The organism is Empedobacter falsenii (assembly GCF_013488205.1).
Classification (GTDB): Bacteria; Bacteroidota; Bacteroidia; order Flavobacteriales; family Weeksellaceae; genus Empedobacter; species Empedobacter falsenii_C.
The window spans coordinates 1,941,256-1,963,633 of record NZ_CP040908.1 but is presented as its reverse complement, the minus strand read 5'-3'; the positions used below and the strand labels follow the sequence as shown (position 1 = coordinate 1,963,633).

Genomic DNA, 22,378 nt, shown 5'->3' with positions numbered 1-22,378 from the left:
GCTAAACCTTCATAAAATCTTCTTCCAACAAGTCTTCTAAAGGGCTTTGCATCAAAGATTGTGGTAAATTTCGGAAAGCAAAATTTCGGATATTCATTAAGAATTTATTGTCAACTTGAGCAACTTTTCCAGCCAAACGAGAAGTGTCAATAATATAATGTGTTCGTTTCAAACGACGTAAATTATAATGTTCAAAAGCTAACAAAACATCAGTATCTTTTTTGATTAATTCATCATACAAAACACAAACATCTTCCACCGCCATGCATGCGCCCTGTCCCATGTTTGGTGTGGTTGCATGGGCTGCATCTCCAATTAACAATACACGATTAAATGCATAATTATTAATCGGTTTTATGTCCATAATTGGCGTAGCAATTATACTTTCTGGATTTGTTTTTTGTAAAGTATTTCTGATTTGTCCCGAATAATCTTTGAACTGATTTTTAATATCACTCAATGTATAGTTGTAAACTTCAGAATTTAGTTTTGTATTGACACATGCATACCAATAAATTTGATGATTGATAAGAGGTGTCAATCCAAAACGACCATTTGGTCCCCATGTTTCGATACTCTTTTTTGAATTGTAAGATTTATCTTCTACAATAGCACGCCAACAAATATAACCCGCATAACGAGGCGTCGACTGTTTTAACAATTGTTGACGAATTGTAGAATTTATTCCATCAGCACCAATCAAATAATCGCCTTCGCTAGAAGTTCCATCTTCAAAATGAAGCACAACTTTTTCAAAAGATTGTTCGAAAAGCTTCACTTTTTTTGAAGTTTTAATTTTATTCGAATCAATTTTAGAAACTAAATAATGATGTAAATCTGCACGATGAATGGCAAAATTTTCGTTGTTGTAGTTTTTTCTTAATCGTTCGGTATCCGCTTTCAGAATTGTTTTTTCTTTCCAATCTTGAATTTCAAAATCTTCTAACATATGTCCCAAAGGCGCAACTTCTTCTGCTAAACCAAGAATTTCAAACGCTTTCATTGCATTAGAAGCCAAGCCAAAACCAGCACCAATTCCACGAACTTCTGGCGAAGCCTCGAAAATTTCGTAGTCATAATTTAAATCTTGCAAAACTTTTGCTAAAGTTAAACCTGCAATTCCTGCACCGGCGATTAAGAATTTTTTACTCATTGATAAAAATAAAGTTCAAAATTAATCATTCTACTATAAACCAAAAAGAAAAGCGAATCAATTTGATTCGCTTTTCAGAAGTTATTTTGTCGAAAATTATTGTTCGTTAAAATATTTGTAGAAATATGGAATAGTTTCGATTCCTTTGTAGAAATTGAATAAACCATAATGTTCGTTAGGAGAGTGGATAACGTCAGAGTTTAACCCAAATCCCATTAAAACAGATTTTGTTCCTAATTCTTCTTCGAATAAAGCAACAATTGGAATAGATCCTCCAGCTCTTTCAGCTAACGCTTCTTTCTCAAAAGTTTCAGCTAATGCTTTTTTAGCAGCGATAAAACCTGGGTGATTTGTTGGTAAAATATAAGGTTTACCTCCGTGATGTGGCTTTACTTTAACTTCTACTGAAGATGGCGCTAATGTTGGGAAATAATCTGCAAATTGTTTTGTTACAACCTCAGGGTCTTGTCCTGGAACCAAACGCATTGAAATTTTAGCATAAGCATGAGAAGGAATAACTGTTTTAGCACCTTCGCCAATGTATCCTCCCCAAATTCCGTTTACATCTAAAGTAGGACGAATAGACGCTCTCTCGATTGTAGAAAAACCTTCTTCTCCTTGAATATCAGCAATACCGATAGATTTTTTGTATTCTTCAACATCAAATGGAATTTTAGCTAAATCAGCTCTTTCATCTTCTGTTAATTCAAGAATTGGCTCGTAAAAACCTGGAATTGTAATGTGACCTTTTTCATTGATTAATTTTCCAATCATTGTTGCTAAAACATTAATCGGATTTGGAACAGCTCCACCATAAACACCAGAGTGCATATCGCGATTAGCTCCTTTTACCTCAACTTCTACATAAGATAAACCACGTAAACCAACTGAAATAGAAGGTTGTTCGTTTGAAATCATAGAAGTATCAGAAATCAAAATCACATCATTTTTTAATTTCTCTTTATTGTTTTTAACGAAATTTACTAATGAAGGAGAACCAACTTCTTCTTCACCTTCGATCATAAATTTAACGTTACAAGGTAATTCGTTTGATTTGTTTAAAGCCTCAAAAGCTTTAACGTGCATAAACATTTGACCTTTATCATCAGCAGAACCACGAGCGAAAATTGCTCCGTCAGGATGAATTTCTGTCTTTTTGATTACTGGCTCGTATGGTCCAGATTCCCATAATTCTAAAGGATCAGCTGGTTGTACATCGTAATGTCCGTAAACTAAAACAGTTGGTTTTGAAGCGTCAACTATTTTTTCTCCGTAAACAACAGGAAAACCTTCTGTTTCGCATACTTCAACATTATCAGCACCTGCTTCTTTTAAATATTTTGCAACCATTTCGGCAGCATCATTTACGTCTTGTGTGTAGGCTGGATCAGCACTAACTGAAGGAATTTTAAGTAATTCGATTAATTCATCAAGAAAACGTTGTTTATTCTCTTGTATAAATTGTTGCGTATTGTTCATCTTTGTTTGTTATGAATAATAGGTAAATTTAAAAATAAAATCTTGATTAGACTTTCTTTTTCAAGAAAAATATAATGCGAAAACCTTTGTATCTTTGCAAAAAATTAGAGAATGATATTATATAATACAACTTTTATTGTTGAACAAGAGGTGCATGACGATTGGTTTGAGTGGATTCAGAAAGAGCATATTAATGATTATTTGAAATCAAATTGTTTTATTGGCGCTCGTTTAGGAAAAATAACTTCTCATGTAGAACCAGGAGCGGTTTCTTATTCTTTACAATTATTTGTGAATGATGAATTGACTTTAGATAAATTCAAGAATAATTTTTTATCAGAAATCAAGCAAAAAAGTTTGCAAAAATATGCGACAAAAGTGCTAAGTTTCGAAAGTGAAATGGAACATATTGGAGATTATAATTAAACAAAAAAATGCAGTAGTTTTCTACTGCATTTTTTGTTTATGATTAACCTTCGAAGCTTCTTACAGCGTCTAATGTTTTATTGATTTCTGTATCTTTAATCGCATCAGAAATAAACCAAGTTTCGTATCCAGAAGGAGCAATATAAACTTCGTTTGTCAACAAATGATGGAAAAATTTATTGAATCTTTCGTGGTTACATTTTTTTACATCTGTAAAGTTTTTGATTTCTGTTTGTTCAGTAAAGAACACAGACATCATCGATCCTAAACGATTGATATGATTTGGAATTCCTTTTTCTGTAAAGATTTTAGAAATTTCATTATCCAAAGTTTCTGTAGCGTTATCAATACGATTAAATAATTCTCTATCATTATTAATAATATTCAAAGTTGTGATACCCGCACGCATCGCAATTGGATTCCCAGATAATGTTCCCGCTTGATAAACAGGACCAAGAGGAGCAAGGTGATTCATGATTTCGCGACGAGCAGCAAAAGCTCCAACAGGGAAACCTCCACCAATTACTTTACCAAATGTTACGATATCCGCATTGATGTTTAAACGTTCTTGCGAACCTCCCATTGCTTGACGGAAACCTGTCATTACCTCATCAAAAATTAATAAAGCACCGTTCGCATCACAGATTTGTCTCAAACCTTCTAAGAATCCTTTTTCTGGAACAATACATCCCATGTTTCCTGCAATTGGCTCAACAATAATAGCTGCAATTTCGTCTTTATTTTGTTCGAATAAAGCTTTTACATCTTCCAAATTATTGTATTCTGCCAACAACGTATCTTTCGCTGTTCCTTGCGTTACACCTGGAGAATTTGGATTTCCAAAAGTTGCAGCACCAGAACCAGCTTTAATCAAAAATGAATCAGAATGTCCGTGGTAACAACCTTCAAATTTTACAATTTTATCACGATTTGTATAACCTCTTGCCAAACGAATTGCCGACATACATGCTTCTGTACCAGAGTTCACCATACGAACCATGTCAATATTTGGAACAACAGACGTGATTAATTTCGCAATTTCAGTTTCCAATTCAGTTGGTGTACCAAAAGAAAAACCATTTTTCATTTGTTCAACAGTCGCATTCAAAACTCGCGGATCTGTATGTCCAATAATCATTGGTCCCCAAGAATTGATGTAATCCACATAAGCACGTCCATCTTCATCATAAATATAAGCACCTTCGGCTTTTTTGATAAAAATCGGCGTTCCTCCAACAGATTTGAATGCACGAACAGGAGAATTTACACCTCCCGGAATATATTCTTGCGCGTCTTTGAATAATGCGCTACTTCTTTGATACAACATAATTTTCTAAAAATAGTTGCACAAATTTACTGAATCTTAAATGAATTAAGAAGTGATTTTAATTAGATTGTCAGTTTATGAGTAGATTTATTTTCTAAATAATCAATTAAGGTTTTAATTAAATGATTTTCTTTCAAAATGGCTTGATTTCCAATCAAAAATAATTGTTCTTTTGCACGCGTTAACGCAACATTCAGCTTTCTATCTACATTTCCTTGATCGTTCATATTCACCAAGGCGTTCAATTGCGAATGATACGTCACAGCAAAACTATACAGAATAATATCGCGCTGACTCCCTTGATAACGTTCCACTGTATCAACCGTAATTTGTTCCTGATTTGGAATATTTGCTAATTCTAATTTTTGTTTAATCAACGCAATTTGATTTCTAAAAGGCGCAATAATTCCAATTGTTTTCTTTGGATCAAATGGTTTTTGATTGATTTCGTATAAATGAATAATTTCTTGTACAAATTTCACAATCAAATCGGCTTCTTGCACATTCGTTGAAGGCAAATAAGGATTTTCGTCAACATTGATAAACGCAAAACGATGATTTGTAATAAAGTTTTGTAAATCATTTGCTTGATTATAATGTTCAAAATGTAAATCTGCACGTTGACGATTTAAGCTTTGTTTTATTTCATCGTTCAAATTTGGAATATCAAAAGCTACATTTAATTTTCCATCATAAAAATAATTGTTCGGAAAATCTGCGATTTCAGCATGCATTCTTCCTTGATACGTTAATTGATCAAAAGCATTTTCGTAATTATTTCGTTCACAGAATTCATACAAACGCTCGAAAATAGAGTTTTTACGGTTAATTAAACCAATATTTTCTAATAATTCGTTATTCGTTTTTGCTAATTCAGGATTCTGTAAAACGATTGCAGGTAATTGTTTGTGGTCACCAATCATGATAAAACGTTCTGCTTTTGGTAGAATTCCAACAATTTGTGGTTCTAAAATTTGTGAAGCTTCATCAATAATAATTGTATCAAATTTCTTTAATTTTAGAATATCATTTTTACTTGAAATTGAAGCAACTGTCGAAACAAAAATGCGTTGTTTACGAATAATATCTTGAATCGTTTTTCTCGAAAATTTTTCTCCTTTTTGTTCTAAATCAGCATCTTTTTGCTCGATGATTTTATTCAATAAGTTTGAATGAAATTCGGGAGAAGTAGACAATTCATTCCCAATTCTGATAAATTTTTGTTCAATTTGATTAGAAATCGCCGAATTGATTGATTCACATAATTCATCAACCGCACGATTTGTATACGCCAAAAGCAAAATATTACAATCCTGTTTTTCATAAATTTCTTTTACCAATTCTTTGATGATAATCGATGTTTTTCCTGTTCCCGGAGGTCCATTCAACAAAAAATAATCTTTTGCGGAAAGTGCTTTTTTCAGAATTCGATTTTGTTCATCCGAAAGATTTGAATTAAAATAATCATAATCCATTTGACTTTTTGGAATAGACTGTGTTAAAATCAAATCTTTTTTCGCTTTAGAAGAATGAATTAATCCATACAAATTTCGGTACATCGAAACAAAAGAAGAATCCATAAAATCTCGTTCTAATGCCCATTTTCCTGTTGAATCAAACGAATCAAAAAAGCGTGTATTAGGTTGTTGATAACGAAAACGCAACACAATAAATTCTCTCGAAATACTTTTGATCGTACATTTAAAAACCTGATTTGTTAAAACAGAATCTTTTGATTCATTTCTTGGGTACAAAATACAAATATCACCTTCGCGAATCGAAATAAAATCATTCGCAGGATTGGTTCTTTTTAGCTTGATTTCACGTTTTGGGCCAGAAATATGATTTTCTACAATTTCTAAATCATAAATAATCTCGAAATTATTGTTTTTTTCTTCGAAAGTATTCAGCCACAAACTCGCCAAACCATTGTTGGAAGTCGATTGTCCCAAACCAAGTTTCGCCATATATTGCTCTTTCGCAATGAAATTCGTAAAAGAGTAGAAGTAAGCCTTTTCTAATGGCGAACTATTTTTGATCGGATAGATAAATTTATCCAATTGCTCTTCTAAAATTTCTTTGAAACGAGGATTAATTTTTCGCTTGATAAAATTCGCAGGTTTTATCGAATAAATCGTTGATTCAATATCGGTTAATGTATGATTTGCTAAACGATTTTCATTGATAATTATTCGATTTCGTAAATCAAAAATACGTTGAACTCGCGCTAAAGTTGGCACATCAAAACGTAAATTTCCTTGATATACTTTCGAATAGAAAATATAACCTTCGGTGTTTTTTGTGACATCTTTAAACTCTAAATCATACAAAACACCAATAATTTGGTAATATAAAAAGAGCTGCGTCGCATGATTTGGCTTGACACTTTTTCCGTCATCAGGAAAAGGTGCACCACCAGATTTCAGCTCGATAATTTTATTTTTTCCTTCGGGGTTAATATCCAATAAATCCAAACGACCTTGAATTCCGTATTGTTCGCACAAAAATGAAGGTTCAATTAATGCGCGATCCAACGAAATATCATATTGTGGAAAATCCTCGGTCAACACTTTTTGAATACGATTAAAATGACCTTTTGCTTCCAAGTAATAATCTTTCAAATCTTGCGGATTCGTCAAATCGTTGCAAGCCGTATATTCTAATGGGTAATTTTTAAAATCATTCTTAAAAATCTCATTAAAATCAGTATTTTCAATGTTTTCCGTTGAAAAATGATCGACAACTGAATTGGCAAAATTTCCTAATCGAATATGTTTGCTGTTTGGCGCTTCTTCAAATTTTTTCTGAATATAATGTAATTCGGAAGTTCCATAATCTTGAAAACATTCAGCAATTGCCGAAATATCAACCAAATAATCAGGTTCGAGAATGATAAAACGTGGATGATAAATTCCTTCTTCATCAATCGTCGAATTGACTAAATTTAATTGCGCACCAATCCAAAAATCCTCAATAGAAGTAAAGTTTTCGTTTACACCATCTTCATCAATTTGAACTGTAATATTTTCTTCTGTTTCATTGTCTTCATGATCGCAAATCAAACAATCTCGCTTGATTTCAATCACTTGAACACGCAATTTTTTTACTCGATTTCGAGTAAGAATTTTGTTGGTATAAAATTCTTTTTCAGGAAAATAATAAATAATTTCTGCCGGAATCATTACTTCATATATCGAGGAAATAAAATCCGCAACATATTTATAATGTGTAAAATATTCGTGTTCTGTCGGTTCGTATTTCTCGCTCAGAATTCGTTGAGCCGTTTTACGAAACGAATGAATTTTAGTTGAAACTTGATATTGATTACAGATAAAAGATAGTTTCGAGAAAAAGTTAGAAAACTGTAAGGCTTCGTTTTTTGTCAACTCAAACGCAATATTTTCAACCAAACGTTTTAAATCTAAATATTTAGAATTGATTGGTTTATTGGCAAGTTGAATGTTTAAAACTTCATTTAGCAGTTGATTTCCTATTTCTTCTCGATTCACGGCGATTAATTTGGTGTAAAATTAAGATTTATTCTTCATTAAATTTTAACTCAATTTAATATAGACGTTGTAATAAATACTTAAAAACGTTTATTAATGATTATAAATTTTATATTTGATTAAAGCCTAAAAATATTATTATGAAACAAGTTTTATTTTCTTTAATTACAATTGTATCTATAAATGCTATAGCTCAAAATCAGTCGATTGAATGGGTAAAAAAAAATTGATGAATCTATATTTAATCAATTAGAATTTACAAAAATTTATCAATCTCAAACCAATAAATCCTTTTATTTTAATCAGTTTTATAGTGAAAGGTTTGGTCCAGATGGAAATCCTGTACAATATGGTATTTTGACAAAAGTAAGTGCAAATGGAAATTTAGAGTGGACTAAAAAACAAGACAATTTGCGGTATCTAGATTTTGTAATTACCAATAATGAATTATTTACTTTAAGCACTCCATTAAATCAAAATTCATCTCAAAATTTTAATATTTACAGATACAATCTTGATGGTCATTTAATTTCTAGTTTGCCAATAAATGTTACTAATGATATTACTTTAACTAGTGTAGTTTTAACAAATGATAATAGCTATTTATTAGCAGGACAAAAAGTAGATTCGCAATATGAAAAGGTGAAAGTTTATTTGATGAAAGTTAATAAGAAGGGACAAAAAGTATGGGAGAAAGTAATAGGGGATGCTGATGATAATGCGATAACTTCAATATCTTCATCAAAAAATGGTGATATCTTTTTTAGTGGATATATTTATAATAGTTCACAAGTAAATCCTACTAATTTAGAATGGACTGTTAAATTGTCAAATAAAGGAGATATTATTTGGAGTAAAGTCACAGCAGGAATACATCCAGAAATTAATAAAGTTATTGTTACAGAAAGTAAAGATGGTGGTTGTATTACATTAACAACATCTTTAGAAGGTAAAGCAGAAGTAAATAAATATGATAAGAATGGAAATCAACAATGGATAAAATCATTTGACACTGGTTATTCATCTGTTAAATTTAACCCTAGCAATATATTTGAAGATAATAATAAAATTGTATTCGGAGGTATTTTTGAAAGTAATAATGAAAGTAAGATTGAAGCACTTTATTTAGATCAGAATGGTAATTTATTGAATAATTTCACTTTAGGTATAAAAGAACCTTCTTATTATATGAATGCAATTCTTTCAAATACATTTGATGAAGGATTATCTATCTTAGATAAAAATTATAATGGTGACATTAATTTAAGCAAAATAAATTCAAAAAAACAGGATCAAAATATTAAGAATATTACAATCGCTCCTAATCCTGCTACAGATTATATAAATATTCAACCTTTAAGTGGAAAAAATACAATTTTGATAAAAAATTCTATAGGTAAAGAAGTATTAAAAATAGAATCAAATAAAGAAAAAGAAAATATTAATATTTCGAAACTTCAAAAAGGAATTTATTTTATTTCAATTAGTGGAGAAAGTAAATTAGAAAATTATTTATTAATGAAAAAATAAGATGATTTTAAGAACTCGAAATACTTTCGAGTTCTTATTTTTTTACCACGTTTTCCAATCATCACTTGTAAACAACCATTCTGGAGTTTTAATTTTACCTTGTTGCACTTTATACCAAGGATTTAATTTTTTATCCATCGGATTATTAAGAATCTGAATTTCTTGCGCAGGCATATAACTTTGAGCAAGTAAAACAATTTTTTCACCTTGTTTATTCTTTGCTAAATCGACTACCATAATCGCGTGTCCATAAGGATTTCCTTGTTGCAAAAGAATATCTCCAATTTTTATCTGTTCAAAATTCACCGATTTCAATTGACTTTTCAAAGAAGCTGTATTCGCATAACTGAACACATTTTCTAAATATTTCCAATAATTTTCTGGTGAATAATCTCCATTTGCAAAATCAGTAAATTTGCGTGGTTTTCCGTCCGATAAAAAGTTGAAAGAGATTTCATCATAACGCTTTTGTTGGTAGAGATAATCAGCTCTCAAACGCATTGTTGCATCTGCACATTGATGTAAATCTTTGTTTCCAATCGGTAAATCAATCACCGCATTGTACACATTATTTTCAGGTTTTTCTTTTCCATTATAATATTTTACAAGTGTTCCAAAGTCTTTTAATTGCAAATGTTGTAGAAAATAGCCGAATTCATTTTGATTATAATTTTCTCTTTGAAAACCTTTTGGTACGGAATATCGATCAATTATTTTATTCTCTTTTTCGTTGATAAAACTTTCTTTCTCAACAATTTTTTGAATTGAATCTTGATGATTTTTAGAATTCGTTGAATTTTCATCTTTACAACTGAAGATGAAAAATGGAAATATGAAGCAGATATATTTTTTCAATTATTTAATTCTAATAGATGAGACAATGACAACAAATCCATCAGGATCTAAGAATGAAATTCCGTTATCATTCCAATATGGATTTTTAGATTTTATTGGTTTGATATGATGAAGTTCTAAACGCTCAATTATTTCGTCATATTCTTGTTGTGTCGTTGGATAAAATACCAAACAATCATCCTCATCAAAGTGATGATCGATATTTTCGTGAGTTGTTGTAAATTCTAAATGCCAGCTTAAATCTGGTTTTCCAATAAAAATACCATCATAACCATTGTGATTTTGAAATTCTCCAAGGATTTCAAAATTCAAAACTTTAATATAGAAATCTTTTATTTCTTTGAGTTGATTGATATGTCGAGCGACTCTAAATTGCATAAAATTCACTATTATTATTGATTGAAAATTAGTATATTTTATTGAATTTTATGGAAATATTTAATGATGCTCAAACAAAATCGATATACAAAACTTTTTATCTGTTCGCTCTGTGTTTTTATTATAGGAATATTCTCGACTGGATATGGCTATAATTTGGATTATAACAAAAACGATTATGCTGTATATTTTTTACTAGTTGGATTTCTTTTTATCATTATGGGATTTATAATCGGTGTATTTAGTTTAATAAAAGGATTTGTAAAAATATATCGAAAATAAACACTCTAATTTTACTCATATAGTTTATATAAAATATTGATTTAGATGAAAAAAATAATATTCTTTTTCGTACTTGTTACATTTTCTGTGATGACTTCTTTTGCTCAGAAAAATGACAAAGTTAAAAGTGAAGAAATTAAAGTAATCAGAGCAAATTTTAGTCGAATTAATTCGATTAAAAATTGGACAAAAATAAAAGAAGTTGAAACTGATGATTCTACGGAAGGTGGTTTTATAAATTATTATTTTTTGAACGATAAATTAGAAAAAATTGTGGTACGAAAATTTGGAGAATCTGGTCAATATTTGGCTGAGTATTATTTGTTGAATAATAAATTGTCTTTCGTTTTTGAACAAGATACAACTTATAATTTTCCTTTGTATTGGAAAGAATTTAATGATAAAAAATCGAAAATTGAAGAATTTCGTTATTATTTTGAAGATAGAAAATTGATTCTTTTTATAGGAAAATCTAAAAATTATAAGACTGAAAGTGAAAATACTTTAGTTGAATTTGATGAATTAATTAAGATGAAAAATAATTCTAAATAAATGATTTATAATAGTTATATTACAATTTGATTAACTTGTTTTATGTTCAAACTATATCCGTATCATTCTTGTTCTTTAGTGTTATTGTTTCTATTAATTAATACACAACATTTTTGGATTCATGAAACTGGAATTTTCGCGATTGTTTTATATTTAATAGAACTTATTTTATTCATAGGATTAATTATTTCTACAATACTAAAGTTGTATAAATATTTTGATGATGATGAAAGAAATTTCAAAAAAGGAATACCTGTCTTTATTAGCATTATTGTTTTGACTTTAATTTTTCTATATCCATCAGGAATAATTACTGATAATACAATTTATGGTAAGGATAAATTATTTGCTTTTAGTGAAGGAACAGCAAGTTGCGGTATCAGCTATCATTTTAAATCAGATAGTATTTATATTGTAAATTCGTTTTGCTTTTTCCCATCACGAGAAATTGGTAAATACTATCTGAAAAATGACACAATATATTTTGATACTATTACTAATAAACAATATAAATTTGGAACAATAAATAGAAAAGATTCCATTTTAGAATTATATTATTTAGAACCTCGAACATTCAATTTTGACACATTGAAAGTAGATTCCACTATTATTAAAAGGAAAATTGAAAATTCAAAAAGTCATAGTTTTAATATCTCAGAAATAAATAATCTTGAATAAAAAAATCCGTCAATTGACGGATTTTATCTTTTTAATACACTTCTTCTTTTTTGAAGAAAACTGTGTCATTTCCTTTTCTAAATTTCAGTTCCGAATATCGAATCGTGTAATCATCAGACATTCCGTAAGTTTCTAAAATAAAATTATCTTTGAAACGATAATTTCTATTGGTTCTATGTTTTGCATTCGAGCCTAATTCTTCTTTCAAACTCAGTGTTTCTGGAGAAATTTTGAAACGTGGATCAGTTTCTATTCTATTAATAATGGTATTGACATCGGCAGAATCCATAATCAAAACTGTTTCTTGTTTCATGTTTTTAATTCCAGAAATATCTGTCGAAACAATTTTTAGATTTCCTTTAAACCCAATTCCAGCTTGGTGTAAATCGGTTTTCAAATCATCATTAGAATACATTTGACTTCTGTAACCATATTTCACCATCGGAATCATCACAATAAAAAATATCGCAAGTGAAACTATCATTGCAGATTTGTTGTAGCCTGCCATTCGCAATCCATAATAGATAAATGGAATCAAAATCAATAATACAATTCCGAATATAATGACAGCAATTAATCCTGATTCCATTAGCCGTTAATCATATTTAAAAATTCGTCTTCTGTCAACACGACAACTGTTCCAATTTCTTCTGCTTTTTTCAATTTACTTCCAGCTTTATCGCCAGCAACCAAGAAATTTAAGTTTTTAGAAACTGCAGAAATATTTTTCCCGCCATGATCTTCCACCATTTTTTGTGCATCAGTACGATTGAATTTAGTCAAAGTTCCTGTAAACAAAAACGTTTTGCCTTCCAAAGAATCTGACAAAGGTTTTGCTTCTTCGCCAATCTCGAAATTCAATCCATAATCGCGTAAACGTTGAATCAAAATCTGATGTTGTTCTTCTTTAAAATATTCCTTAATCGAAATTGCAATTTTTTCTCCAACATCCGTTACAGAAACCAATTCTTCCATTGTAGCATTCATCAAACGATCAATAGTTTGAAAATGTTTGACTAATTTTTTTGCAACCGTTTCACCAACATGACGAATTCCAATCGCATACAATACCTTTTCGAAAGGTTGCTCTTTAGATTTTTCGACAGAATTAATAATATTTTGAGCAGATTTTTCAGCCATTCTTTCTAAAGGCAAAATATCTTCTTTTTGTAAAGTATAAAAATCAGCAATGTTATTTAACAAATTTGCTTTGTGTAACAAAACCGCTGTTTCGCCACCAATACTCTCAATATCCATTGCTTTTCGAGAAACAAAATGTTCTAATTTTCCAATAATTTGCGGTTCGCAACCATTCTCATTTGGACAATAATGTTGCGCTTCGCCTTCGTTACGAATTAATTCTGTTCCGCAAGAAGGACAATTTTTAATGAATTCGATTTCTTCCGTTCCAGGTTGACGAACATCAGTATTAACACCGACAATTTTCGGAATAATTTCGCCACCTTTTTCCACATAAACCATATCACCAATGCGGATATCCAACTTTTTGATGATATCTTCGTTGTGGACAGAAGCACGTTTTACGATTGTTCCAGCCAAAGAAACAGGCGCAAGATTCGCAACAGGCGTAATCGCTCCAGTACGACCAACTTGATAATCGATGCTCAATAATTCGGTTTCGGCAGCTTCAGCTTTGAATTTATATGCCATTGCCCAACGTGGAGATTTCGCAGTATAACCTAATTCATCTTGTTGCGAAAAAGAATTCACTTTGATCACAATTCCGTCCGTTTCGTAAGGTAAATTTTTGCGTTCGATATCCCAATGATCAACAAAAGCCAAAACTTCTTCCAAAGAAGTACATAATTTTGACGTATGCGGAATCTTAAATCCTAATTCATCAGCGGCTTGTAGCATTTCCCATTGCGTAGAATAAGGCAAATTATTTCCGATAAAATAATACGGAAAACATTGTAAACCACGTTTCGCAACTTCGGTATTATCTTGTAATTTTAATGATCCAGAAGCGGTATTTCGAGGATTTGAATACAATTCTAAACCATTATTAGCGCGTTCTTCATTAATTGAAGCAAATTTATTGAGCGGAATTGTAATTTCGCCACGCATATAAAAACGCTCAGGATAATTTCCTTTCAATTTCAATGGAACAGATTGTATCGTACGAATATTATTCGTGATTTCATCACCTTGTGTTCCATCTCCACGCGTTACAGCCTGCGTCAATTCACCGTTTTCGTACAAAATAGAAATCGAAGCACCATCATATTTCAATTCACAAACAAATTCTACTTTTTCACCTAACGTTTTCTCAATTCGTTTTTCCCAATCTTGCAAATCTTCAACTGAATATGAATTGTCTAACGAATACATTCTAAATTCGTGTGTAATCGTCGGGAAATTTTTTGTAACCATTCCACCAACGCGTTGTGTAGGGGAATTGACATCAAAAAAGATAGGATTTTCGTCTTCTAATCGTTTCAATTCTTTCAGTTTCAAATCAAATTCGAAATCAGAAATTGTCGGATTATCTAAAACGTAATAATTGTAATTATGCTGAGTAAGCTCTTCTCGAAGCGCTAAAATTTTGTCTTGTATTTCCATTCTAAAAATGTTACCGAACAAAGATAAACACTTGAATTAATACGAACAATTTTTAAAATAATTTGGAATGATTTATATTTAGGAATATTTATTGCAACGTTTATTGAAAAAAATAATCAACTATGAATAATTTATTGGAAGTTTTGGACACAAAATCGAAAGGTTTTGAAAATACAGTTTCTATCGTAACAACTGGAGCAGCAGCAGGAATCGCAATTTCGAAGGCAATTAATAAGAACGAAAAAATTGGAGCTGTTGTGGGAGTAGGAGTAGGTTTGCTGGTTTATGCGATGTTTAGCCCTCAAAACAAATTGAAAAAAGCGAATAAAAAATTGGAAAAACAAATAGAAGAATTTGAAGCTAAATTGGAAAAATAATCTGTTTTTATATGTAAGTATTTTAACTTATTTGGTAAGTTTAATTTTGCCTGTTCACTTATTAAGAAGTATTGATTTTATTGAATATTATTCTGGAAATTCTAGAACAGAATATTTAGGAATTGCATATCTAATATTAGGATATATAACGATATCAGAGTTGCCAATTGATTTTATATGTTGGTTAGGGAACTTTACATTATTATTATCTTGGATTTTTTATAAGAAAAAAATAGGATTAATATTAGGTATTATCGCTGTTATTCAAATGTCATTATACGGAATTAATCATTTGTCAAGATTAGATATTTTACAAATACATGAATATGATTTACCACTTTTTGGTTATTGGATTTGGTTATTTTCATCCATTTTTGTTCTAATTTATCATTACAAAAAATATAAACAAAAAAGTCAAACTTTGTAAAGTTTGACTTTTTTGTTTTATGATATTCATAATTTTTTCTCGAAGATGATTAGATAGATTTTATTTTTATGATATTTTAAATGTTTTTATCTTAATAATTATATTGATTTTTGAGATAATTAATAATTTGAACTCTTCAAAAACCTCTATTTAATACCAATTTGGACTGATTTTCTTCTTTTTTATGAATATGATAATTTATTCTCGTAGATGATTTAAGTATAAATAAAATTTGCTTATATAATTTATTGATTCTATATTGCATTAAATCTATAAAATTAATCGAGATTAGTTTTGTTTAGAAAGTTGGAATTTATAATTTTGTTAAAAATAATTACTCTATAAAAACTATAGAGGTTATATATGCAAAATGAATCAACTAAAAGAAATATTAGAGGAAGTAATAGCACAGTCAAGTTTAGAAGAAAAATTATTGTTTTTGAATAATAACGTTAAAGAAAAGATAGTTTTTTCGACAAGTTTTGGTTTCGAAGATCAAGTTATTTCTCATGCTATTTTGAGTCAAAAATTAGATAATATTGAGATATTCACTTTAGATACAGGACGTGTTTTTCAGGAAACGTACAATACGTGGAACAAAACGGAATTGAAATATCAAACCAAGATTAAACCATTTTATCCCCCAACAGAGGAGTTAGAAAAATTTGTTGAAGAAAATGGAATTAATCCTTTTTATGATTCGGTTGATTTGAGAAAACAATGTTGCTATATCAGAAAAGTAATTCCTCTGAATCGTGCATTAAAAGAAGCATCAGTTTGGATTACAGGTTTGCGCGCAGAGCAATCGAATAATCGACATGATATGCTCGAAATAGAGTTTGATGAAGAAAAACAATTATTCAAATTCAATCCATTGATTGATTTTACAACAGAGAATTGTTTTGAGTATTTGAAAGAAAATAGAGTTCCTTATAACCCACTACACGATAAGGGCTTCATAAGTATTGGTTGTGCTCCTTGCACACGTGCTATAAACGAAGGCGATGATTTTCGTGCTGGTAGATGGTGGTGGGAAGATAATAGTAAAAAAGAATGCGGTCTACATGCAAAGTAGATTTCAGGTGTTAATTTAATTTGAATGACTCAGCCTATTTTAGGTTGAGTTTTTTGTTTACTTTTACTAGACAAGTTTCAATAATGGAAATAGAACAAATCTTAGATCAAATTTCACCACTTTCCTCGCAGTCTATTCAATTGATTGCAGATAAAATGCAACTGATTCAATTACCAAAAAACACCACGCTTATTGATGCCGATAAAGTTGAAAAAAAGCTATATTTCATCAAAAAAGGAATTGTTCGCGCGTATATAATTGATGATGGAAAAGAAATTACGTTTTGGTTTGGGAAAGAAGGCGATTTGATTTTATCGATGCGAAGTTATGTCGAAAATAAAATTAGTTACGAAACAATTGAATTGATGGAAGATTGCGAGTTATATGAAATTAAATCTTCTGATTTACAGTTATTTTATGCAACTAATTTAGAGATTGCAAATTGGGGAAGAAAACTTGCTGAAATTGAATTGATAAAAACTGAAGAGCGTTTTATTTCTAGGCAACTGGGAACGGCGATTGATCGTTATAAAAAATTGTTAGAAGAAAATCCAAGTTTGATTAATCGTGTGCAATTAGGTTATATCGCGTCGTATTTAGGGATTTCCCAAGTGACATTAAGTAGAATTCGCGCCGAAATTTAAGCGAATAATTTTTTAACATTTGTAAAAAAATACTATTTTTTTCTAATTCATCTTTGCATCAAAATATTAACAAAATGAATTGGATTTTATTGATTTTAGGAGGATTATTCGAGATCGGATTTACATCGTCTTTAGGAAAAGCCAAAGAAACAACAGGCTCAGAAATGTATATGTGGTACGGCGCTTTCGCAGTGTGTTTGGTCGTAAGTATGGCATTGTTAATCAAAGCAACACAAACTTTACCTTTGGGAACTGCTTATGCTGTTTGGACTGGAATTGGTGCTGTTGGAACAGTTTTAATCGGAATTTTTGTATTCAAAGAACCTGCTAATTTTTGGAGAATATTCTTTATTTTTACATTAATTAGTTCAATTGTAGGATTAAAATTTGTTTCGCATTAATGAACGAAGAAATTACAATAAAAAGAGTTGAAGAAAAACACATTACAGAAGGAAAAGAATATTTCAGCGATTAATTTCTATTTAAAGAATGGTTTCGAAAAATTCGATCAACATATTTTCAGACTTGGTGATGATGAACAAATAGATTATATGATGAGATTGAAATTATAAGATTTATAATATGTCAAAATGTCTTATTAATTCTATATTTTATCAATAATGTGAAGTGGTATTGTTTTTGACATTGTAACAAAAAAATAATAGATATGGACACAAATAGAGATTATACATTCGAAGAAATACCAGATAGCTCTCACAATGAGCAAGATTTTTATGCAAAATTCAAAGAAAGATTAGATGATGTACAAAAATTTCCAACAGATTATTTGTTCAAATTCATTTATCCTTCAAGTGAAGAAACGATGAAAAAAATCAAAGATATTTTTGCAGGAACGAATGCTGAATTTGATTACAAAGCTTCAAAAAATAGAAAATATACATCTATTTCGATTAAACTTTATGTGATTGATGCGGATACAGTAATCAATTATTACAAAGAAGTTTCGAAGATAGAAGGCGTTATTATGTTATAAGAAAAGGTTGCAAATGCAACCTTTTTTTATGTTTTTAAAAAGAGTAGGGGAGGAATCAATTTTTCAATTTTGAAATTAATGTTCCCAGAGTAACCCTCTTTATTATGTTAAATACATAATGTGATTATTTTACTTCTTCGATAAAAATCCAATTGAAATCAATTTTTTAAATTATTAATTTTTTTTTCAACTTGTAAAGGTTTATCAGAACTAAATTTCAGTTTAAACTTCATTTTATAAAATTTTGAAAGTTAATTTTCAAAATTTTGCATTCTCAATTCATTTCATAAAATCAACTTATTTAGAATAGAATTTTTGCTTTATTAAATTTTCTTAGAAAAGTGAATTATTAAAGTTGTTATTAATCAATTTTAAATACTTGTAAATAATTGTAAATACTTACAAATATTTGTAAATGGTTATATTACTGAATGTGAATTTATTGTAATTTTTGTAAAAATTATTTTTAAACGATTAATCAGATAAATTTTTAGTAAAAACTATTTTAATAAGTATAATTGAGCACAAACTTTTGCATCAGATAAAGCTTCATGATGGTTGAGTTGAAGATTAAATCGGCGAGCACAATCGGATAATTTTGTAGGAACAATTCCTTTCTGTTTGAAAATTCTGTATGTACATTCCCACTTTTCGGCAAGGTTAAGTTGAGAGTAATTGAGGCTATAAAACTCCATTGTATTCTTCAAAACAGAACGATCAAACGATTCGTTATGTGCAACAACAAGCTGATTTTGTAAACGATGTTTGATTTCAAAATAGACGTCTTCAAAACTTGGTGCATCAATTGTGTCTTCGGGACGAATTCCATGAACCAAAATATTATGATAATTATATTGATTTTGTGGTGGTTGAATTAACGTGTAATACTCGTCTGTAATCACATTATCTGTCACAGTTACAATTCCAACCGCGCAAGCAGAATTACGATAATTGTTTGCAGTTTCGAAATCGATGGCAACAAAATTTTCCATAATTTATATTTTGTTCGATATAAAATTAATGATATTTTCTTGTTCGAAAGGAGAAAACCAATTGACAGTTTCATCTTTTTTGAACCATGTCATTTGACGTTTTGCAAAACGTCTTGTATTCTTTTTGATTTCTTCTATTGCAAAATCCAATGTAATTTTCTCTTCAAAAAAGTCGAACAATTCTCGATAACCAACAGTTTGCAAAGCATTCAAATCTTTTAAAGGAAATAAATTTTTTGCTTCATTTAATAAACCTTCGTTCATCATAATATCAACTCGACGATTGATTCGGTCGTACATTTCTTCGCGAGGAAGTTCTAAACCGATTTTAATTATGTTAAATGGACGTTTGTTCAAATCTTGATTTCTGAAGTTAGAGAAAGGTAAACCCGAAGATCTAAAAATTTCTAAAGCACGTGTTACACGCTGTTTATTGAAAATATCAACTTCTTCAAAATACTTTGGATCGACTTCTTGCAATTCTTTTTGCAATTTTTCAATTCCAAATTCAGCAAGCTCATTATTCAAATCTTCTCTAATTTTAGGATTAACATCAGGAAATTCGTCAAAGCCAACTGTGATCGCTTTTTCATATAAACCAGATCCACCAACCATGACGCAAATGTCATTTGTTTTGAAATAATTATTCAAAAAAGCTAAGCCATCACGCTCAAAATCACCAACCGAATATTTTTCGTGAATAGAAATATTTTGAATAAAATGATGCTTCACTTCAGTCAATTCTTCCTCAGAAGGAACAGCAGTTCCTATCTTCATTTCTTTGAAAAATTGACGACTATCACAAGAAATAATTTCGGATTGAAAATGTTTTGCAACTTCTATTGCCAAATTGGTTTTACCAATTGCAGTTGGTCCAACAATAGAAATTAAGGTTTTAATATTTTGAATTTTTTGCATGTTATATGAAATCGAGCGCAAGATACTTCGATATTTTATGAAAAGAAAAAGCTTCTATAAAAAATAGAAGCTTTGTAAATTATATTGATCTTTAATTAATCATTAAAGTGGTAAAGGAAAACCACATCAGCCGTATAAGCAGGTTTCGGATTATCTTTAATTTCTAAATTTGCTTCGATGACAACTTTTGCAATTCCTCTCAAATTAGTAATAGATTTCAATTTTGCAGTTAATCTTACCTCACTATCAACCAAAACAGCTTGTCCAAATCTCAAATTTTCAATTCCATAATTGATTAACATTTTGATGTTGCGCACTTCCGCAATTTGATCCCACAAATGTGGAATTAAAGATAGCGTTAAATAACCATGCGCTATTGTTTTTTTGAAAGGTCCTTCGTTAGCTGCTTTTTCAGGATCTGTATGAATCCATTGATGATCTAAAGTTGCATCAGCAAAGCGATTGATTTGTTCTTGATTTATTATATGCCAGTCAGATTTACCGATTTCTTTACCTTCGAAAGCTTTGTATTCATCGAAATTATTAATAATTACCATTATTCAGGTGTTTTAGTTTTTAGTATTGTATTGCTCAAATCTAATGAATAATCGTCAGATAATAAATTTTATTTATGAGAAAGAGAGCATTTTTTGAATAATCTAAAAATAAAAAATCCGACTGAAAATTCAATCGGATTTTTTATAGCTATTTAATTTATTGCTACTCAATAATTTTTGCATCTTCAACATTTGCATAGGCTCTTTGCGTATCTCTCCATGCAAGATATTTAATAATTTCTTTGTTGAAATATTTCATTCCAAAAAGTAAAATCCCAAAATCATCTATCAAACCAAAAGGTCCAAATAGCGCTTCTGGAATAATATCAATAGGAGAAATAATGTATAAAGTTGCTACAAATCCAAGAAATAAATTCATGTTGTCAGGTTTATAACTTCCTTTTTTGTAATCACCTAACATATTGAAAAAAGCCTTTACTTTTTCAAAAAAAGATTTGTCTTTTTGAGCTGCCATTGCTGCTTCTCCAGCGACTTTAAAGAATTTTGATTTTTTCATTTCACAAAATATGTTTTAAAAACGTATTATGTATTACAAAGTACATGCCAAAACATTTAAATTGATTTTTGTGTCATGTTAAAACTTTATGTTACATTGTTTTACTTGTTTTTCTTTTTCAGTTTAATGATTTTTGCATTCAATATTCTGTCAAGCTTTGGATATCTTTCGCGCATTAATTTTGTGCTGTTAAAAATTTCTTCATCTTCCATTGTTTGTCCAGCGTAACCATCATACAAACTTTCTACAACATTCATTCCGTTCACCACTTTTCCAAAACTTGGAAAACCTACTACATCATTGGAATTGATTGTATCCAAACGATGATTATCTTTCAGATTAATAAACAAATCCAAATCTCTTGAGTTTTTTCCTGCGCGCGCAAAACTCAAAGCTCCTTTACTATTTCCAGCAATAACAGGTTCATCTTCTACAATAAACTTTTTCCATTGATTTGAAACAATTGTGTCAGTATTTCCAAATTGTGCAACAAAATTCGGAACAACGCGATAAAAAGTACCATCTTCGAAAAAATTGTACTTAACCAATTGATAAAAACGATCAACAGCTTTTGGCGATAATTTTCTTTCAACTTCGATATCAATATTTCCTTTTGTTGTTTCAAATCGAGCAACAAAATTTTCTGGTGCTTGTTTCTTTGTCCATTTTTTACGAAAAACCGTCTTGCTAGAAGTACAAGCCGAAAGCGTAATAAGTGTAAATAATGCTAGAGTAATTTGTTTCATGTTTTAATTTTGTGGATTAAACTTAAACAAAAAACGACACTTAGCGTAAGTGTCGTTTCATTATTTTTGCAATTCTTGTTCAATTTTAAAAAACCATTCTGTTTTCTGGTTATAAACTTCCGCTTCGGCAAGCATATAATGGGCTTCTTTGGTTTCCTCATACTTCACGCGATCCATAGTTTCTGGATTGAAAGGTGGTAAAGGTTGCACTTCTGCGCTAAAAGTTTTGGTGTGGCCTTTATATGTAAATGTTTTGGTGATAATTTCTTTTTCCATTGTCTTTTAATCTTTGGTAAAAATACAACTTTTGTAAAGGAGAATTTGCATTCGGAATAATTTAATTTTTAGGCTGAATTATTTTTCGATAAATAGTAATTTT

25 protein-coding genes are annotated in these 22,378 nt (G+C 29.9%); 11 read left to right on the top strand and 14 right to left on the bottom strand.

Going from position 1 to position 22,378, the window contains the following annotated elements; all coding sequences use genetic code 11:
• Position 1: 1 nt before the first annotated feature.
• Together FH779_RS09145 and FH779_RS09140 are read right to left on the bottom strand one after the other, a co-directional pair.
• Entirely contained in the window at positions 2-1,153 is a 1,152-nt protein-coding gene (locus tag FH779_RS09145) for an FAD-dependent monooxygenase (RefSeq protein WP_180904425.1), read from the bottom strand.
• Between the two features lie 96 nt (positions 1,154-1,249).
• Positions 1,250-2,632: a dipeptidase gene (locus FH779_RS09140; RefSeq protein ID WP_038334410.1), complete on the bottom strand. Its 1,383-nt coding sequence runs from the start codon at positions 2,630-2,632 to the stop codon at positions 1,250-1,252.
• A gap of 111 nt (positions 2,633-2,743) precedes the next feature.
• On the opposite strand from FH779_RS09140, the gene FH779_RS09135 reads away from it, so the two are divergent.
• Entirely contained in the window at positions 2,744-3,058 is a 315-nt protein-coding gene (locus FH779_RS09135) for a DUF4286 family protein (protein WP_180904424.1), read from the top strand.
• 43 nt (positions 3,059-3,101) lie between these two features.
• Here FH779_RS09135 and hemL read toward each other — a convergent pair whose 3' ends face one another.
• Together hemL and FH779_RS09125 are read right to left on the bottom strand one after the other, a co-directional pair.
• Positions 3,102-4,385 carry a glutamate-1-semialdehyde 2,1-aminomutase gene (gene hemL, locus FH779_RS09130; RefSeq protein WP_180904423.1) on the bottom strand — a complete coding sequence of 428 codons (1,284 nt, stop codon included), beginning with the start codon at positions 4,383-4,385 and terminating at the stop codon, positions 3,102-3,104.
• 62 nt (positions 4,386-4,447) lie between these two features.
• Positions 4,448-7,894: an ATP-dependent helicase gene (locus tag FH779_RS09125; protein ID WP_180904422.1), complete on the bottom strand. Its 3,447-nt coding sequence runs from the start codon at positions 7,892-7,894 to the stop codon at positions 4,448-4,450.
• Positions 7,895-8,251: 357 nt separating this feature from the next.
• Here FH779_RS09125 and FH779_RS09120 point away from each other — a divergent pair, with 357 nt between their 5' ends.
• Positions 8,252-9,424, top strand: coding sequence for a T9SS type A sorting domain-containing protein (locus FH779_RS09120; RefSeq protein ID WP_180904421.1), 1,173 nt, complete (start codon positions 8,252-8,254; stop codon positions 9,422-9,424).
• A gap of 42 nt (positions 9,425-9,466) precedes the next feature.
• On the opposite strand, the gene FH779_RS09115 is transcribed toward FH779_RS09120, so the two are convergent.
• Both FH779_RS09115 and FH779_RS09110 read right to left on the bottom strand, forming a co-directional pair.
• Positions 9,467-10,279 (bottom strand): DUF4846 domain-containing protein, encoded by an 813-nt coding sequence (locus tag FH779_RS09115; protein WP_180904420.1) that lies wholly within the window; start codon positions 10,277-10,279, stop codon positions 9,467-9,469.
• Positions 10,280-10,657, bottom strand: coding sequence for a VOC family protein (locus FH779_RS09110; protein ID WP_180904419.1), 378 nt, complete (start codon positions 10,655-10,657; stop codon positions 10,280-10,282). It lies immediately after the preceding gene.
• Between the two features lie 327 nt (positions 10,658-10,984).
• Here FH779_RS09110 and FH779_RS09105 point away from each other — a divergent pair, with 327 nt between their 5' ends.
• Together FH779_RS09105 and FH779_RS09100 are read left to right on the top strand one after the other, a co-directional pair.
• A complete protein-coding gene (locus FH779_RS09105) occupies positions 10,985-11,491 on the top strand; it encodes a hypothetical protein (RefSeq protein ID WP_180904418.1) in 507 nt (168 codons plus the stop codon).
• A gap of 204 nt (positions 11,492-11,695) precedes the next feature.
• On the top strand, positions 11,696-12,169 hold the full coding sequence (locus FH779_RS09100; RefSeq protein WP_180904417.1) for a hypothetical protein: 474 nt from the start codon (positions 11,696-11,698) through the stop codon (positions 12,167-12,169).
• A gap of 31 nt (positions 12,170-12,200) precedes the next feature.
• On the opposite strand, the gene FH779_RS09095 is transcribed toward FH779_RS09100, so the two are convergent.
• Both FH779_RS09095 and ligA read right to left on the bottom strand, forming a co-directional pair.
• Positions 12,201-12,758, bottom strand: coding sequence for a hypothetical protein (locus FH779_RS09095; protein ID WP_180904416.1), 558 nt, complete (start codon positions 12,756-12,758; stop codon positions 12,201-12,203).
• Positions 12,758-14,752, bottom strand: a complete 1,995-nt coding sequence (ligA, locus tag FH779_RS09090; protein ID WP_180904415.1) for an NAD-dependent DNA ligase LigA — start codon at positions 14,750-14,752, stop codon at positions 12,758-12,760. Before ligA ends, FH779_RS09095 begins: the two co-directional genes overlap by 1 nt.
• Positions 14,753-14,874: 122 nt before the next feature.
• Between ligA and FH779_RS09085 the strand changes: the two genes are divergently transcribed.
• The 7 genes from FH779_RS09085 to FH779_RS09055 all read left to right on the top strand — a co-directional run bounded on the left by FH779_RS09085 (position 14,875) and on the right by FH779_RS09055 (position 18,269).
• Entirely contained in the window at positions 14,875-15,129 is a 255-nt protein-coding gene (locus FH779_RS09085) for a hypothetical protein (protein WP_180904414.1), read from the top strand.
• Positions 15,107-15,556: a hypothetical protein gene (locus FH779_RS09080; RefSeq protein ID WP_180904413.1), complete on the top strand. Its 450-nt coding sequence runs from the start codon at positions 15,107-15,109 to the stop codon at positions 15,554-15,556. The genes FH779_RS09085 and FH779_RS09080 overlap by 23 nt, the downstream gene beginning before the upstream one ends.
• A 370-nt stretch (positions 15,557-15,926) precedes the next feature.
• The gene (locus FH779_RS09075; protein ID WP_180904412.1) at positions 15,927-16,631 is read left to right on the top strand and encodes a phosphoadenylyl-sulfate reductase; all 705 of its coding nucleotides are present in this window, start codon (positions 15,927-15,929) and stop codon (positions 16,629-16,631) included.
• Positions 16,632-16,714: 83 nt separating this feature from the next.
• Positions 16,715-17,275 carry a Crp/Fnr family transcriptional regulator gene (locus tag FH779_RS09070; protein WP_038334366.1) on the top strand — a complete coding sequence of 187 codons (561 nt, stop codon included), beginning with the start codon at positions 16,715-16,717 and terminating at the stop codon, positions 17,273-17,275.
• Between the two features lie 74 nt (positions 17,276-17,349).
• Positions 17,350-17,676: a DMT family transporter gene (locus FH779_RS09065; protein WP_115000591.1), complete on the top strand. Its 327-nt coding sequence runs from the start codon at positions 17,350-17,352 to the stop codon at positions 17,674-17,676.
• Positions 17,677-17,703: 27 nt separating this feature from the next.
• Positions 17,704-17,847, top strand: a complete 144-nt coding sequence (locus FH779_RS09060) for an N-acetyltransferase (protein WP_180904411.1) — start codon at positions 17,704-17,706, stop codon at positions 17,845-17,847.
• 95 nt (positions 17,848-17,942) lie between these two features.
• Positions 17,943-18,269, top strand: a complete 327-nt coding sequence (locus FH779_RS09055; RefSeq protein WP_038334352.1) for a DUF493 family protein — start codon at positions 17,943-17,945, stop codon at positions 18,267-18,269.
• A 500-nt stretch (positions 18,270-18,769) separates the two neighbouring features.
• Here FH779_RS09055 and FH779_RS09050 read toward each other — a convergent pair whose 3' ends face one another.
• The 6 genes from FH779_RS09050 to FH779_RS09025 form a co-directional block, all read right to left on the bottom strand.
• Positions 18,770-19,261, bottom strand: coding sequence for a 3'-5' exonuclease (locus tag FH779_RS09050; RefSeq protein WP_038334348.1), 492 nt, complete (start codon positions 19,259-19,261; stop codon positions 18,770-18,772).
• A 3-nt stretch (positions 19,262-19,264) separates the two neighbouring features.
• Positions 19,265-20,179 carry a tRNA (adenosine(37)-N6)-dimethylallyltransferase MiaA gene (gene miaA / locus FH779_RS09045; RefSeq protein ID WP_180904410.1) on the bottom strand — a complete coding sequence of 305 codons (915 nt, stop codon included), beginning with the start codon at positions 20,177-20,179 and terminating at the stop codon, positions 19,265-19,267.
• A gap of 95 nt (positions 20,180-20,274) precedes the next feature.
• Positions 20,275-20,736, bottom strand: a complete 462-nt coding sequence (locus tag FH779_RS09040; RefSeq protein ID WP_038334338.1) for a MaoC family dehydratase — start codon at positions 20,734-20,736, stop codon at positions 20,275-20,277.
• A 163-nt stretch (positions 20,737-20,899) separates the two neighbouring features.
• Positions 20,900-21,253: a YkvA family protein gene (locus FH779_RS09035; RefSeq protein WP_115000587.1), complete on the bottom strand. Its 354-nt coding sequence runs from the start codon at positions 21,251-21,253 to the stop codon at positions 20,900-20,902.
• Positions 21,254-21,354: 101 nt separating this feature from the next.
• Positions 21,355-21,999 (bottom strand): peptidylprolyl isomerase, encoded by a 645-nt coding sequence (locus FH779_RS09030; protein ID WP_180904409.1) that lies wholly within the window; start codon positions 21,997-21,999, stop codon positions 21,355-21,357.
• A gap of 60 nt (positions 22,000-22,059) precedes the next feature.
• Positions 22,060-22,275, bottom strand: coding sequence for a hypothetical protein (locus tag FH779_RS09025; protein WP_038334324.1), 216 nt, complete (start codon positions 22,273-22,275; stop codon positions 22,060-22,062).
• Positions 22,276-22,378: the final 103 nt, after the last annotated feature.